Origin of the sequence: Pontibacter sp. FD36, assembly GCF_015686655.1 — a bacterium.
Taxonomy (GTDB): domain Bacteria; phylum Bacteroidota; class Bacteroidia; order Cytophagales; family Hymenobacteraceae; genus Pontibacter.
In genome coordinates this window covers 408077-423486 of sequence record NZ_JADPMP010000001.1, presented here as the reverse complement: position 1 = coordinate 423486, position 15410 = coordinate 408077, and the positions used below count along the sequence as shown (strand labels likewise).

Here is a 15410-nt window from a genome sequence, read left to right as displayed (position 1 = left end):
TCTTGGAGTCCAAGCGTAGAATTTTCGGGTGTACTTAAACGTAAGTTAAAATTTAGTTTTAGCTTTAGTTTATGAACCGTTAGTAAACGATCATACTTGCCGATGCCACAGCCAGAGTCCTTTTTCCGATTTGATTGGTTTGCAGCCATCCTGCTGGTGGGTGTGGTGCAGGGCTTTTTCATGAGTCTGCTGTTTCTGGCGAAGCGCCCGCATCGGCAACCCTATCATCACCTGCTACTGGCGGCGCTGGTATTTACTTTTGCCAGCATGGTCCTGGAGGTATTTCTGTGCTATAGCGGCCTTATGTTCCAGGTGCTTCATCTGGTCGATTTCTCTGAACCTGCAAATTTCGCCGCCGGTCCCCTCACCTACCTGCTTTTCCGGAGCCTGAACGGAAATAACTGGACGCGGAAGCAGTGGCTGCACTTCATTCCTTTTGTAGTGTATTTTCTCTACCATACCCTTTTTTACATACAGCCCGAGGAAGTTAAATACAACGCCTATATAGGAGCCTATTTTCCGGAGATGGAGCAGATACCAGTTACTATTGAGTTTTTCTGGGACCCGCTGCATTGGACGAGGTATGTAAATGAGCTGACCATGGCACACATCCTCATCTACATCATACTCTGCTTCATGATTTTGAGGAAACGAAACACAGTCGAGTCCCCAAACCCCTATTTCTATACCTGGGCAAGGTTCCTGCTGTTCTTTTTTGTTGCCACGCTGGTGCTGATCGTGATCGTTAAGCTAAGCTATGAGCGCGACCTGGGTGATCATTTCCTGGCCGTGTTTCTGGTACTGCAGCTCTTCTTTGCCAGCTACAAAATCATCACTGATTCTGCTTTCTTTCAGCCGGTGGTGCAGCTAAAGTATGAAAAGTCCGCCCTGAGTGAGGAAGCCAAGCAGGACCTGATCCGGAAACTGAAAGCGGCTGAAGAGGAAAAATTTTACATTCAACCATCGGCCTCCCTCCCGACGCTGGCCAAACAACTGCATACTTCGCCCCACTACCTTTCACAAAGCCTGAACGAGCGCCTGGGTAAGAGCTTTTTTGAGTACCTGGCTGAGCTGCGCATACAAGAGGCCAGAGCTATACTGGCGGACCCAACTCAGCAGCATCTAAAGGTGGAAGAAGTGGCCGAGCAGGTAGGTTACATGTCAAAGTCAGCTTTTAGCAGTGTCTTTAAAAAGCATACCGGCCAGACACCCGGGCAATATCGTAAAAATGCCGTTTCCGGTTCAGTTTAAGTACTTCCCTATAAGTTAGCACCTCGCACTTATCGGCAGATTCTTCTGATTTAATCTTCTTTAGCGATGTTTGCATCAAAACGAAACGCTATGGAAAACCAGATTAAAATCAGACGTTACGAGTTCGACTGGCTGCGGGTACTGGCCTTCTCACTACTCATCTTTTACCACACCGGCATGTACTTTGTCAGTTGGGACTGGCACGTTAAAAACCCGGTACTCAGTGAAACGCTGGAAGTACCGATGATCTTTATGAGCCAGTGGCGGATGTCGCTTATTTTTCTGGTGTCGGGAGTGGGCGTATACTTTGCCCTGGGATTCCGCAGTGCCGGTACTTTTGCCAAAGACAGGCTGAAACGCATTCTGCTTCCATTGGTCATCGGTATGCTACTAGTAGTACCGCCACAGGTATATTTTGAGCGGGCAGTGCAGGGCACGGCTACAGATTACTTCAGCTTCTATCCCTCTGTCTTTGAATTTGAGCCCTACCCCGAAGGCAACTTCAGCTGGCACCATCTGTGGTATCTGACTTACATCTTCTGCTACAGCCTGCTGCTTTTGCCGCTACTCGTATACCTGCGCCGTGTCAACACACAGGTAGCCAGTATACAGAACTGGGTGCTACTGACCGTGCCCGCGTTCTGGTTGAGTACAGGTGGCATTCTGCTCAATGAACGATTCCCGGCTACCAATGCCCTTGTGGATGATTGGGCCAACCACTTCCTCTATATTACGGTTTTCTTAATTGGTTTTGTATTGATGAAGTTTCCCCAACTGCAGGAAAAAGTAAGAAAACTGCGTTGGTTCAGCCTGGGCCTCGCAGCTTCAACCCTTACAATCCTGTATACTTTCTACTGGTTTAAAGATATTGATCTGAATGGTATAGAATTGTCGCTATACTATGCCCTAAAGCAAAGTAACCGTTGGTTCTGGCTGATGGTCATACTGGGTTTTGCGATGCAGCACCTCAACGTGAAACATAAGTTTCTGGCACAAGCTAATGAGATGGTATACCCGTTCTATATACTGCACCAGACCGTCATTGTGGCATTGGGATATTACCTGATGCAAGCAGACTGGAGCATTGGTCTCAAGTTTTCAGTTATCAGCCTAAGCACTTTTATCGTTTGCTTTCTGCTGATCAAGTACCTGATCATGCCAGTAAATTGGCTCCGACTGCCATTTGGTATGAAGCCAATCCAGAGAGAAACAAAATATCCTGCGGGCTTGCATGCGGAGAAAATCAAAGAGAAAGAGCAACTCGTGCGCAATTAAATGTGTGTTATCACTAATGAGCATCCTACTGCTAGTCCTTTTCCCACATCCCTTCCATCACCACTTCGAGCAGGTGCTGGTCGGGATCGCGGAAGTAGAACGAAAGGTAACCACGCCCCCAGTCATACTCTTGCTCTATTGCTATACCTGCGTCCTTGATTTTGCTTTTCCAGCTTTCATAATCTTCCCTGCTTACCTCGAAAGCCAGGTGCAACTGACCTGATCCGAAGTGTGGAGGCAATGTACCCCCAAGCTTTGAGGCCTCTGGCAGAAAGCAGAGTAATACCGACTCCCCTGCTCTGAAAAATATATGACGGTCTTTCACCTCACCGATCACTGCCAATCCTAACTTTCCGTTATAGAACTCGCGACTGCGCTCCAGATCGGTTACATACAGACAGGTTTCTTTTATCTTCTTAATTTTCATCGGTTGGCTTTAAAAACAATAATCAGGTTAAAAAACGGGTATTTACAGTTTGTACGCAACCACAGTGCTTTTGCTTTCCGTTATACCATAACGCGCCTACTCTCTAAAAGAACCCTATGAAGCTTATGTTGAAAATACTCGCCTTTTTTATACCTGTCATGGTCGCCCTTTTTTACTTTTTGGGTCAGCCTTCCGACACAGACACTAATTCCTCAGCTACTTCCAGCAAACTGGTCAGGCTGGCCAAACTCCCTTCCCCTATTAATGAAAGCTCCGGCGTCGAGTTTATACCTGAACGGAAAGCTTACATCACACACAACGATGCAGGCAACAAACCGCACCTCTATGTGGTAGATCAGCAAGGCAAATTAGTAGAGACCATCAAATTGAAGCTCCCCAATGTGGACTGGGAAGACCTGGCACGTGACAGTGAAGGAAATATCTACATAGCCGACACAGGCAATAACAACAACAAACGCAAAGAACTGGCCATCTATAAACTGAAGCTCGACAAGCCTGATCAAATTGAAGCCATCCGCTTCACCTACGAGGACCAGAAGGATTTCCCACCAGTTAAAAAAGATATGAACTATGATGTGGAAGCTATTTTCTGGCAAGGCGGCAAGCTATACCTGGTGTCAAAGGATAGAGGTAGAAAACAAACAGCTAAGGTATACGAGCTTCCTGACAGCGGCGGGCAGTACAAAGCCAGACTGCTGGGCAGTCACAAGCTTGGTGTGCCTGTGACCGGCGCAGCCAGCAGCGCTGATGGCAGCACCGTGGCACTCGTGAGCGAAGGAGGACTGCACATCTTCCGCAACGTTAGTAATCCAGCGGAGTTCTATAAAGGCGACTACCAGCGCGTGCCCATCAAGGAGGCTGGACAAACCGAGGCGGTAGCTTTCGAAAATGAAAGCACCCTGGTCATCACCAGCGAAGATGGGGGCTTGTTCAGGTATAGCCTTAACTAATTACCCACAAAAACAAAACGGCCAGCAGTGATGCTGGCCGTTTTGGTATCTCGAATAAAACTCATTTGCGGACTGCTTCTCTTGCTGGCTTTCCGCCAGGCAGGGCAGGTTTTGGGTTACGCCATACTCTGAAAAGGATAAACAAACCGATAATGATGAGTGGGATACTCAATTGCTGCCCGATGTTCAGCGCCATTGTCGCCTCTTTTTCTACCTGCACTTCTTTCAGAAACTCTACCAGGAAGCGGAAAGTGAAAAGGGCCGTTACGAAGATACCGAACAGTAAACCTTTCGGCAGGGCCTCTTTGTATTTCTTCCAGAGCCAGTAGAGGAGTACAAACAGCAGGAATACGCTGAATGACTCGTAAAGCTGTGTAGGGTGGCGTGGTACATGCGAGTATTCGCTCTGGCGCACAAAAATAAAGCCCCATGGCAGATCCGTCGGACGACCAAATATTTCAGAGTTCATCAGGTTGCCCAGTCGGATAAGTGCGCCACCTAGCGCCACTACGATCACGATCCGGTCCAAAACCCACATGTAATCAAAATTGTGCTTGCGACTGAATAGCCACAGGGCCAGCAAAATACCGATGGTTGCGCCATGACTGGCTAGTCCGCCTTCCCATATCTTTAGGATCTCGATCGGGTTGCTCAGGTAATACTCAGGCTGGTAAAACAGGGTATGGCCCAGACGTGCACCTACAACAGTGCCAATGATCATGTAAAGGGTGATCACGTCCACATCGCCTTCTGTGCGGCCTTCGGCTACATAGATTTTGGTCAGGATGCGTTGCCCGAACACAAAAGCCAGTGCGAACAGGAGCCCGTACCAGCGCACTTCAAAGGAGCCGATGGAGAAGATGGAAGGACTTACATCCCATGTGATATAGTTCAGAATGCTCATATACAAAGGTATGGTTCTGCCAAAGTTACAATAATTCGCAATGCTAAAAAACCAGCACCAGACAGGTACAGGGATATTTATCCACAGGTATAGCCACAAAAGGAAAAGGCATCATCCCACCCCGGTCTTTCAGGTATAAGATGATGCCTTGTATTTATATCAATGTCCGCCCCTATTTCAATTTGCCGAGCTCCTCCCTGAAGCCGCCGCTCAGGATCGGATAGCGTAGCCAGCTGCGCGGGTCCAGGTTGTAGTCGTCGAGGTGGAAGCCTGGGGCATAACGCTCTCGTTTCCATTGATTGCGAGACCACAAGGTATAGAACTTGTGCACATACTCCTTGATTGATTTTACTGGCGCTACCTTTTCTTTCTCCAGCTGATCGATTACCTGCTGTGGTGACAGACGGTCGTACCAGGCCAGGCGCTCGATCATGTTCAGGATCTCGTATGGCATCAGGTCCTTCTCGTCCGTCTGGTTCTCAGAAGATGGGCGAAGTTCGGCTGTTGGCTGCAGGTTATTCACATAGTCCAGTCCGAGGTAGCCCAGTTCTTCCTGCATCCAGATCAGGAATTGACGTATAAATGCCTTGTCTATACCTGCGATCGGGGATAGGCCACCAGCAGTATCGCCATCCATTGTAGCGTAGCCCACGGCGGCCTCGCTTCTGTTTGAGGTAGCCAGCAGCAAGGCGTTCTTTACGTTCGTCAGCATCCAGATAGCTGGCGCGCGTACCCGTGCCTGTATGTTTTGCAAGGTCACATCGTCCTGCTCCCAGGTCAGTTCCCGCTTTAGGGCACCTTCTATTTTTGAGGTATAGCCGCGTACTTCATCATCAATGGTCCAGTCGTAAAACACTGCCCCGATCGACTCCGCCAGTTCCTTCGCAGAGGTATAGGTGGCATCAGAGGAATTGACAGTGCCCTGATACGCACAGGTAAGCATACGTCCTACTAGCTCTTTTACTACATGCTCCTGCGGCAGTGATTCAAAATACTCGGCATCCTCCAGCGAGAACATGCGGGCTTTGGTCACAAACCCGGTCACTCCCAGACTGTCAACGCCCCGACGCACCATTTCAGCCACGGCCACCGCACAGCATGACGAGTCAGCGCCACCGCTCAGCGACAGCACAAAGCCCCGGCTGCGGCTCTTTCGCATATAGTCAAACAGCGCCAGGCTCAAGGCGGCAATCAGTTCAGCATTCTCATCAATGGGTGGCAGGTATTCAATTGTTTCAGTTATTTCCGGGTTAGGCCCGAAGCATACCTCTGCGCACTCCAGGTCCACGTCCTTGAAGCATAGCAGCTCGTTGCGTCGGATCAACTTACCGTTTTGGGCTATGAGCACTTCCCCATCAAAGATCACACGGCCTGACTCGTTGCCAAGCAGGTTGGCATATAGGTAAGCGCATTGATATTTTTGAGAGGCTTCTACTACAAGGCGGTGGCGCAGGTCCGTCTTGCTCAGGGCAAAGTGGCTGGCACTTGGGTTCAGGATCAGTTGCACACCCTTCGGCATATGGCGCTCGGCAGGACGGTTAGTTCGCCAGGCATCCTCGCATATTTCAAAGGCATACTTCACGCCTTTCTCTTCGTAGACGATGTCACCAATCGGGTAGCGTTTTCCCTTTATCTCAAACTCCTCTACCACATTGGCCGGCCATGGCGTAAACCAGCGCGGCTCGTAGTGGATGCCATCACGGGCCAGAAACTGCTTGGCCGTAAAGCCCACGATCTCTTTGTTTTTGATAACGCAGGCCGTATTGAAAACATCCTGTCCGATAATCACGTGCACACCCAGGCATACGGTCATGTTATCGCACCACTCTTTTATCTGGAGCAGCTTTTCAAAGGTTTCTTCAGCAAACCAAGGGTGCAGGAACATATCCTCACAGCCGTAACCAGTGATGCAAAGCTCAGGCAGCAGCAGGATATCCACGTTTCGGGTGCTTGCTTCGATAATAGCTGATCGTATATTAAGGAGGTTGGCTTCCCAGTCGAGTGGGGTCTGATTCAGGGCAGCCCCAGCCAGTATCAGTCTAGTTTCTTCCATAGTGTGTTCTCTAACGCAACAATACGGAAGCAAGTTAAGCTTTGGTAGGCAAATAAAGAACCGTTATACCCTGAACAGGTATAGGTTGAAGCCTGTAGAGCCCATTTAAGTATAGGTATGGCACAGTGCTGGAACAAAATCAGAAGCTCACAACTGGAAATGATGCGAGGGTGAGCAATTTCCGTTTGAGCAACAGAGTTAAAGTAAAAGCCGGGTTAGAGAAGGGCTAAAATGGTCGCATTAATTGGATGCCCCGATATTTTCGCTGATATAAACCAGCCTCAGCCGATATTGAGGACTTCCAGCGCCTTTTCAGCTGCAGCCTGGTCAGCTTTCTTTTTGGAGAGCCCCACGCCCACGGCTACCGGTTTGTCATTAAGGAAGATCTCGCATGTAAACTCGGTCGTATTACCTTGGTTCTTGCGGTTGACGATCTCAAACCGGATATCGGCATTCTGGCTTTGCGCCCACTCGATGAGCTTACTCTTGAAGTTGGAAGTGGTGTTGACCAGCTTGTGCAGGTCCACGTGTGGCTTGATGAGTTTCCCTAATATAAACTGGCGGGTTGTACTATACCCTTTGTCCAGGTATATGGCGCCCACCAGCGCCTCCAGCGCATTGCCGTGCACTGATTTGTGACGTGAAGTCTGTCCTCCTGAAGTGTCTACTTTCACGAGTAGGTTCAACCCGATTTTAATGGCAATATGATTGAGTGACTCACGGTTAACGATCCGTGAGCGCATCTCTGTCATAAAGCCTTCATCTTCGTAGGGGAATTTCTTGAATAGCAGTTCTGCCACTACTGTTCCGAGTACCGCATCGCCCAGGAACTCCAGACGCTCATTCGTGTCATGCTTGCTGGCCAGGTTCTGACGCGCAAAGGACGTGTGTGTGAGCGCCAGTTTGTACAGGCGTATGTTATCCGGAGTGCTGCCAATAATCCCGGAGATGGCGCGCACTAACTCTCTATCCTTGGTAAATAGGCTGTGATAGAAGCGCCGTACCGGTTTTATAGGACCAAACACTTAGTCGATAAATTGACGGAATAAAACGGAAGTATTGTGTCCACCAAAGCCGAACGTGTTGCTGAGCGCTACCCTCACTTCACGCTCCTGCGCTTTGTTGAAGGTAAAGTTCAGACGGTTGTCAAAGCTGTCATCATCCGTAAAGTGGTTGATGGTAGGTGGCACCAGGCTGTTTTTGATCGACATGATAGCCGCAATCGCCTCAATAGCACCGGCCGCGCCCAACAGGTGACCTGTCATGGACTTGGTAGAGCTGATATTGAGGTTGTAGGCGTGGTCTCCAAACACAGTTTCGATGGCTTTCACTTCGCTGATGTCTCCAAGCGGTGTGGATGTACCATGTACGTTGATGTAGTCTACCTCCTCTGGCTTGATGTTGGCATCGCGCAGCACGTTCTTCATCACGTTCAGCGCGCCCAATCCATCCGGATGCGGAGCTGTAATGTGATATGCGTCTGCAGACATACCGCCACCGATCACCTCGGCGTAGATCTTTGCGCCACGGGCTTTGGCATGTTCGTACTCTTCCAGAATAAGGGCGCCTGCACCTTCACCCAACACAAAACCATCGCGGTCTTTGTCGAATGGACGGGAGGCAGCCTCTGGAGAGTCGTTGCGCTCTGAAAGGGCCTTCAGGGCGTTAAAACCTCCTATACCTGCTTCAGTTACAGCTGCCTCTGAGCCACCGGTCACCACCACATCGGCCATACCCAAACGGATATAGTTGAAAGAATCGATGATGGCATTGGTAGCAGATGCACAGGCAGAAACCGTTACGAAGTTAGGTCCACGGAAGCCGTACTTAATTGAAATGTGGCCGGCACTGATGTCAGCGATCATCTTCGGGATGAAGAATGGGTTGAATCGCGGTGTGCCGTCACCGTTGGCAAAGTTCACGCACTCCTCCTGGAAGGTACGCAGACCGCCAATACCAGATCCCCAGATCACACCTACGCGGTCGGGGTTATAGTTCCCTTCCACCAGGTTCGCGTCCTGAACCGCCTCGTCAGCCACCACCATGGCGAACTGAGAGAACAGGTCCATCTTACGCGCTTCCTTACGGTCGAAGTAATTTTCAGGAACATATCCTTTTACTTCACAGGCAAACTGGGTCTTAAACTTACTCGCATCAAAGCGTGTAATAGGCGCAGCTCCACTCACACCATTGGCCAGCCCGTTCCAGTACTCTGCAACGTTGTTTCCAAGTGGGGTGAGTGCGCCAAGCCCTGTAACTACAACTCTCTTAAGCTCCATAAGCTGTTAGTAGAGGATAGATAGTAAAAATTACTTAATACAATAAGGTAATCGGGGTTATATTACTTTGCGTGCTCTTCCAGGTAGCTGATAGCCTGACCTACAGTGGCGATGTTTTCAGCCTGGTCATCTGGAATAGAAACGTTGAATTCTTTTTCGAATTCCATGATAAGCTCTACTGTATCCAATGAATCAGCGCCAAGGTCGTTTGTGAAGCTAGCCTCTGGAGTAACTTCTGACTCTTCAACACCAAGCTTATCGATGATGATAGCCTTTACTTTTTCTGCGATTTCTGACATTTTTTCTTATAGTTTATTAAAACACTGTGCAAAGAAATGTAATTAGGCAGACAATGTCAAAAAAAATTGTGGTATTCGGTAAGTGATAAAAGTTTTTGCCTTAAAGGTCGTTTTAGACTTTCATGTTTATAAATTTGCAATTACGCTGATTGTTAGCCCATGAAAACATTGCACCTGGACATCGAGTATGATTTTAGCTTCGCCCTTTTCGGCGTGGTTGCCTCATGCCGCGACTACAAGATGGCCTGGTCGCTTAATCGCCTTTTGGGTCTTAATCTCACCCGCCAGCCGGACTTATGCTACGAAATGCCGGATAGACACAAAATGTACATCTCTCATTTTGAGCACAATGACACCCATAGCACTGTGCGCCTTTTCCGTAACAAAGCGCTGGGTACCCTTACCATTAAAAAGCCTTTTATGCTGCCTGATGTAAAAGAGTATGACTATATTCTGCAAATATCAGGTGCGCTGCAGCACTACCTTCACCCCCAGGAGCTGCTACGGAGGCTTCACAACCTCCCCATTATTCAGTACACGAAACAATTTGATCCACTTACACTTAAGTACAAGGAACACTTATTATTCTGATTTATGAAGATACTCTTCAACAAGACAAAAGTACTGGCCACTGTTGGCCCTGCCAGCAATACCTTTGAGCGCCTGTTGGCACTCGTGCAGGAGGGCGTAGATGCTTTCCGCCTTAATTTCTCGCACGGTGAGCATGAAGAACATTTACAGGTAATACAGCACATTCGCGAAATCAACCGCCGCTTCAACACTAATATCTGCATTGTACAGGACTTACAGGGCCCTAAGATCCGGATTGGTGAAGTGGAGAACGGCGGCGTAGAAATAAAGGAAGGCCAACGTATCGTGCTACGCTGCGATGGCTCCATCAGCAACCATGAGCATCTTGGCACCAGCTACACCGCGCTGGCCAAAGACGTAAACCCTGGCGATACCATCCTGCTCGACGATGGCAAACTCGAGTTGAAAGTAATCACCACTGACAAAGACTGCCTGGTGGAAGCGGATGTGAAATATGGTGGTGTGGTAAAACCTCGCAAAGGCATCAACCTGCCGGACTCCTCTGTTTCAGCCCCTTCGCTAACCGAAAAAGACCTTCGTGATCTGCACTTCGGCCTCGACCACGACGTAGAGTGGGTTGCGCTCTCGTTTGTGCGCCGCGTAGAAGATGTACTGGAAATTAAGCGCATCATCAGGGAGCGTGGCAAGGATACCCGCGTGATCGCAAAAATTGAGAAGCCTGAAGCGATTAAAAACATTGATGCGATCATTGCTGAATCTGACGCCCTCATGGTGGCCCGTGGTGACCTTGGGGTGGAAACAGGTATGGAGCGTGTGCCAATGCTGCAGAAGATGATCGTGGAGAAGTGTAACAAGTCTGCCAAGCCCGTGATCATCGCCACCCAGATGATGGAGAGCATGATCGTGAATCCGAAGCCAACACGTGCTGAGACCAACGACGTTGCCAATGCCGTGATTGACGGTGCTGACACCCTGATGCTGAGTGCCGAAACGGCGGTAGGAGCTTACCCGGTTGAGACGATCCGCTCCATGAACTTAACGATCAGTGAGGTGGAGCGCCAGGCGGAGATCTTCAACAAGACTTACATCCTGAACCCGCACTCCGAGACTTTTTACAACGACAGCCTGGTAGCCAATGCCTGTAACCTTGCCCGCGACACGAACGCACGTGCCGTGATCGGCATGACCAAGTCTGGTTACACAGCTTTCCAACTGGCTAAGTACCGCACCAGAGCTGATATTTTCATCTTCACAGAGAATGAGCGCCTGCTGAACACGCTAAACCTGGTGTGGGGGGTTCGTGGTTTCTACTACGACAAGTTTGAGTCGACTGATGCCACCATTGAGGATATCAAGCAGATGCTCCTGAAGGCTGGTTACCTGAACAAGGGAGATGTGTTCATCAACACGGCGAGTATGCCGATATACGAGCAGAAGCGTACCAACATGATCAAGTTGAGTATCGCTTAAGATAAGTAAGATTTCATTTTCAGGATCCTGAGGTTGATGTGCATCGACTTCAGGATTTTTTGTTTTTAGGGAGTGGGGTTTGGCGGGGTAGATTTACCTGGAACAGTTTTCGCCTAGTCGGCGGGGCTAGTTTGCATGACGCGAGCGTCCTCGCTCGTGACGGGTATGGTGTGGGCACTGGCCCAGGTATGACCATAGAAGTTGCAGGTATAGCAACGTGTATTGTTTCATTGCTTCGCCTGTGCGGCGGGCAGTTTTTGCCCTGGCCGGGCGGGGCCTCACTTTTTTCCTTGATGAAAAAAACGAGGGGCCCTACCCCCAGTAAGCAAAAAAATCAAGACGCTCCAAACTCGCTGAACGCTCTCGACAGGGGGCCCCCTTCACCCCCAACAGTGGAGTGTCATTTGGTGCACCTAGCACTGTGGACTGTTTCATAGTTTCAGTGCGAGTTAGTCTTGCTATACCTGCCAGTGGTTCGTATGCTCCACAGCTTATACCCAGATATCTGCATCCGACAAGATCTCCCTTTCTAGAACAGGGCTGGTTTATTCTAAAGAAAAAGGCTCCAATCTTACTGTCATTCTGTAAAGAAACTTGGTCAAAGGGAGGTTTAGCAGTGGCTACTGACAACCAAGATCCTTACAGGATGACAATAAATGTACAATGAAACGGACCTACATCTCGATAGGGGAAGGCGTGTGTCACTCGTACACAAGCATACAGAAGCAACAGCCCTTATACCTGTGAGCTGGCAGTAGAAGGTTCCCCTCCTTAAGCAAAGAGGCGCCAGGGACGGTTGGACCGCTATAGCAAAACAGAAACTACAGCGCTATAGCCTAAGATTCGCAGTGGCTGAGAATTTCTCTCTGAGGTAAATCCCTATAAAAAGAAAGTAGGCAGACTTATGGTACTTGTAAAACCCTGTGGATGATAGCGGCAGCTTTTCTCGAACTTATAACGACAGAAAACACAAAAAGCCTTACACGAAGGTGTAAGGCTTAGAGACTGGTATTCCAGCAAAAACTTAGGCTGCAGCCAGGCCGTTAACGAACTTAGCCAGTTTTGACTTGTTGTTAGCCGCTTTGTTTTTGTGGATGATGTTTTTCTTTGCCAGACGGTCAAGCATAGAAGAAACTGTCTTGTACAGTTCTTGCGCCTCGGTCTGGTCAGTAGTGCCTTTCAGCCTTTTGATGAAAGTACGAGTAGTTTTCGCCTGATATCTGTTACGAAGACGTTTCGTGTCGTTAGATCTGATTCTCTTTAATGCCGACTTGTGATTAGCCATGTTATTTTATACTAATTAAAATTTCGTTGCGTATCCTAAATGAGTTTGCAAAGATATAATCTTAGAAATTAAATTCCAAAACCTCCTCGCTATAAAAAAAGTCTGGTAGGGTATTTATCCCCTATACCAAGAATAATTCAGCTCAAATACCTAAATTAAGATGCTTCAAAATTACACTTTATTCGCCTGAAAACCATGGCATCCCTGCGTTTCTTTCTGCTGGCCGCTATTTTTTCTCTTGCTTCCGGAACAAATAAGACGAACAGATCGCGCCAACACCAGGCAAACCCAATCCTGAAGAACTGGCTATACCTGCTACGCTACCAGAAAACTTTGTTATACCTACATAACCCAATGATCGTTGAGGGCATGGCACTCACAGCACCCTATATGCACGACTGTCGCTTTAGTTCACTCCAGGAAGACAGCCCTACAGTTCAGGTATAAAGCTATCCTCTACCCTAGCCTCTCAACTGATGCAGAACGGTACGCCAGGTATAGCCCTCAGCTCTGAAGAGCAACAAATCATTGCCTGTTTACACACGCTCCCTGTCTCTACACTGATCAACAGCAAAGCGCTAGGCAACCCGTGGAGCTCCCAATAAATGGAAAAAGCCTGAGTCCACAGCTTACGCTGCAGCCCCAGGCTTGCTCTTTAACCAAAAATCCGTTTAGTTATTTCTTCTTTCCACGTCTACATCAACGTCCACGTCGCCAAGACGCTTCTGTACTTTGTCTTCGGTACGCTTCCAGCTGTCTTTTACTTCTTGCCACTCTCTCTTGGCTTCATCATCCCAAGTTTCGCTTCTGGCGTCAAGCTCAGCTTCGCGTCTGTTATACTCAGTTCTCATCTCCCGCCATTCCTCCTCAGAGGCATTTTCTGCACGTGTTGAGTTTTCATCTACCCACACAGCCATGTCGTTGTATTCACGCTCAGTTTCCACACCGGTTTCATTCATTTCCACCTGTGCTTCATCAATTTCACTGTTCGTCTCAGTACGCGTTTCAGAGTTACAGGCAAAGGTAAAGGCACTAACTGTTAATGCCATACCTAGTGTTTTGAGATTTGATTTTATATTCATTTTATAATTATCGTTGTTTATAATGCTTTATACGCACTATACAACTCACAGAATATAAATATTCAAAGCAATGCATATAACTGTATAGCGTTTCTATATATAGTGAGCTATTGCACGCCTTCTTCCTGCTCCGTGTCAAACTCTGACTCCACCTCTGATGCTCTAAAGCGTGTCTCGGATCGTCCGACCGTTTCCTGCCATTGGGATTGCACCTTTTCCCATTCCGCTTTAGTCTGATCGTCCCAGTCTGCGCTACGCTTCTCTATTTCGGTAGCTCTGCGATTATACTCTGCTTCCATTTCATTCCACTCTTCTTCGGTGGCTGTTTCAGCGCGTGTACTGTTTTCATCTACCCAGGCTGAAAACTCTTCTACATCCCGATTGGCACTGTGCCGCGTTTCAGAAGAACAAGCCATCACAAAACCTGCCAGCAGGCAGACCAGCAACCATGTTTTTATATTTTTATTAAACTTCATCGTCTTATGTTCTGTTGGTTTTATAGTAAAGAATACGTAAAAGTGTGCCGCTTATATGGCGCTACATATAGAAAGGCTGTAATTTTAGCGTTTTCGTACAGATTACAAAATACCCTTATACCTAATGCCAATCTTACCGTCACAGCACAAACCTCCCTTCTACCTCTTCAATGGGCACATCCAAACCATTGTGCCTAGTTTGTTCAGGCAAGTGGAAGGAGTGACTTACCACCGCGAACGGCTTATCACCCCCGATGATGACTTTATAGATGCGGACTGGTCGCGGGTTAAGTCCCGGTCGCTGGCTGTGCTCTCGCATGGGCTGGAAGGCGACTCGCACCGGCCTTACATTATGGGCATGGTAAAAGCGCTGAATGAATGCGGGGTGGATGCGCTGGCCTGGAACTACCGCAGCTGCAGTGGTGAGCCGAATAAGCTCCTCCGCTCCTATCACTTAGGTGCTTCCGATGACCTCGACTTTGTGGTGCGCCACGCCTTAAATGTGGGCAATTATGAAACCGTATACCTGATCGGTTTTAGTGCTGGCGGCAATATCAGTCTTAAATACCTGGGCGAAGATCCGGCACAGGTGCCTTCTGAGGTAAAGCGGGCATCCGTCTTTTCGGTACCTATCGATCTCAAGAGCTCTGCAAAGCGCATCTCCAAGATCTATACCCAGCGTTTTTTAAAGTCTCTGGGCCAGAAACTCGAACAGAAGAAGGAGATGTACCCAGATGCTCTGGATCTTAGCAATTACAGTCTGTTCTGGTCTTTCCCGGAGTTTGATGACAAGTACACGGCGCCACTCCACGGTTTCGAAAATGCGGAGGATTATTACAAGCGCTCCAGCAGCAAGCAGTTTCTGAAAAATATACAGGTACCGACGCTACTGGTAAATGCCCAAAATGATCCGTTCTTAACGAAATCCTGCTTCCCCTTCGAAGAGGCAGACGAAAACCCATACTTATACCTGGAGACACCAGAAGGAGGCGGCCATGTAGGTTTTGCGGAAGATTTCAGGAATGATATTTACTACTCAGAGGCTAGAGCTGTGAAGTTCTTACTGGATGGAGAATAATTGCCAGG

The 15410-nt window shown here is 48.5% G+C and carries 16 protein-coding genes; 7 read left to right on the top strand and 9 right to left on the bottom strand.

All coding sequences use genetic code 11. The features are described from left to right. Positions 1-102: 102 nt before the first annotated feature. Both I0P70_RS01900 and I0P70_RS01895 read left to right on the top strand, forming a co-directional pair. The gene (locus tag I0P70_RS01900; RefSeq protein WP_230391933.1) at positions 103-1251 is read left to right on the top strand and encodes a helix-turn-helix transcriptional regulator; all 1149 of its coding nucleotides are present in this window, start codon (positions 103-105) and stop codon (positions 1249-1251) included. A gap of 90 nt (positions 1252-1341) precedes the next feature. Continuing rightward, on the top strand, positions 1342-2526 hold the full coding sequence (locus I0P70_RS01895) for an acyltransferase (RefSeq protein WP_196114505.1): 1185 nt from the start codon (positions 1342-1344) through the stop codon (positions 2524-2526). 31 nt (positions 2527-2557) lie between these two features. Here the strand turns inward: I0P70_RS01895 and I0P70_RS01890 are convergent, their stop codons facing one another. Continuing rightward, a complete protein-coding gene (locus I0P70_RS01890; RefSeq protein ID WP_196114504.1) occupies positions 2558-2953 on the bottom strand; it encodes a VOC family protein in 396 nt (131 codons plus the stop codon). A 125-nt stretch (positions 2954-3078) separates the two neighbouring features. Between I0P70_RS01890 and I0P70_RS01885 the strand changes: the two genes are divergently transcribed. Beyond that, entirely contained in the window at positions 3079-3924 is an 846-nt protein-coding gene (locus I0P70_RS01885) for a hypothetical protein (RefSeq protein WP_230391932.1), read from the top strand. Between the two features lie 61 nt (positions 3925-3985). On the opposite strand, the gene lgt is transcribed toward I0P70_RS01885, so the two are convergent. The 5 genes from lgt to I0P70_RS01860 form a co-directional block, all read right to left on the bottom strand. Continuing rightward, a complete protein-coding gene (gene lgt / locus I0P70_RS01880; protein ID WP_196114502.1) occupies positions 3986-4828 on the bottom strand; it encodes a prolipoprotein diacylglyceryl transferase in 843 nt (280 codons plus the stop codon). A gap of 172 nt (positions 4829-5000) precedes the next feature. Continuing rightward, entirely contained in the window at positions 5001-6881 is a 1881-nt protein-coding gene (gene nadE, locus I0P70_RS01875) for an NAD(+) synthase (RefSeq protein WP_196114501.1), read from the bottom strand. Positions 6882-7162: 281 nt separating this feature from the next. Then, on the bottom strand, positions 7163-7840 hold the full coding sequence (gene rnc, locus I0P70_RS01870; protein WP_370583170.1) for a ribonuclease III: 678 nt from the start codon (positions 7838-7840) through the stop codon (positions 7163-7165). A gap of 66 nt (positions 7841-7906) precedes the next feature. Beyond that, complete coding sequence (gene fabF, locus I0P70_RS01865) at positions 7907-9160, bottom strand: beta-ketoacyl-ACP synthase II (protein WP_196114499.1); 1254 nt, start codon at positions 9158-9160, stop codon at positions 7907-7909. Positions 9161-9222: 62 nt separating this feature from the next. Beyond that, entirely contained in the window at positions 9223-9459 is a 237-nt protein-coding gene (locus tag I0P70_RS01860) for an acyl carrier protein (protein ID WP_007659745.1), read from the bottom strand. A 159-nt stretch (positions 9460-9618) separates the two neighbouring features. Between I0P70_RS01860 and I0P70_RS01855 the strand changes: the two genes are divergently transcribed. After that, on the top strand, positions 9619-10050 hold the full coding sequence (locus I0P70_RS01855; RefSeq protein WP_196114498.1) for an IPExxxVDY family protein: 432 nt from the start codon (positions 9619-9621) through the stop codon (positions 10048-10050). Between the two features lie 3 nt (positions 10051-10053). After that, on the top strand, positions 10054-11481 hold the full coding sequence (gene pyk / locus I0P70_RS01850) for a pyruvate kinase (RefSeq protein WP_196114497.1): 1428 nt from the start codon (positions 10054-10056) through the stop codon (positions 11479-11481). A 1024-nt stretch (positions 11482-12505) separates the two neighbouring features. Here pyk and rpsT read toward each other — a convergent pair. Beyond that, a complete protein-coding gene (rpsT, locus tag I0P70_RS01845; RefSeq protein WP_196114496.1) occupies positions 12506-12766 on the bottom strand; it encodes a 30S ribosomal protein S20 in 261 nt (86 codons plus the stop codon). A gap of 195 nt (positions 12767-12961) precedes the next feature. On the opposite strand from rpsT, the gene I0P70_RS01840 reads away from it, so the two are divergent. Next, positions 12962-13213 (top strand): hypothetical protein, encoded by a 252-nt coding sequence (locus tag I0P70_RS01840; RefSeq protein WP_196114495.1) that lies wholly within the window; start codon positions 12962-12964, stop codon positions 13211-13213. Between the two features lie 224 nt (positions 13214-13437). Here I0P70_RS01840 and I0P70_RS01835 read toward each other — a convergent pair whose 3' ends face one another. Together I0P70_RS01835 and I0P70_RS01830 are read right to left on the bottom strand one after the other, a co-directional pair. Further along, positions 13438-13815, bottom strand: a complete 378-nt coding sequence (locus I0P70_RS01835; protein ID WP_230391931.1) for a hypothetical protein — start codon at positions 13813-13815, stop codon at positions 13438-13440. Positions 13816-13955: 140 nt separating this feature from the next. Continuing rightward, the gene (locus tag I0P70_RS01830) at positions 13956-14324 is read right to left on the bottom strand and encodes a hypothetical protein (protein WP_196114493.1); all 369 of its coding nucleotides are present in this window, start codon (positions 14322-14324) and stop codon (positions 13956-13958) included. A gap of 124 nt (positions 14325-14448) precedes the next feature. Between I0P70_RS01830 and I0P70_RS01825 the strand changes: the two genes are divergently transcribed. Next, entirely contained in the window at positions 14449-15402 is a 954-nt protein-coding gene (locus I0P70_RS01825; RefSeq protein ID WP_196114492.1) for a YheT family hydrolase, read from the top strand. Positions 15403-15410 lie beyond the last annotated feature (8 nt).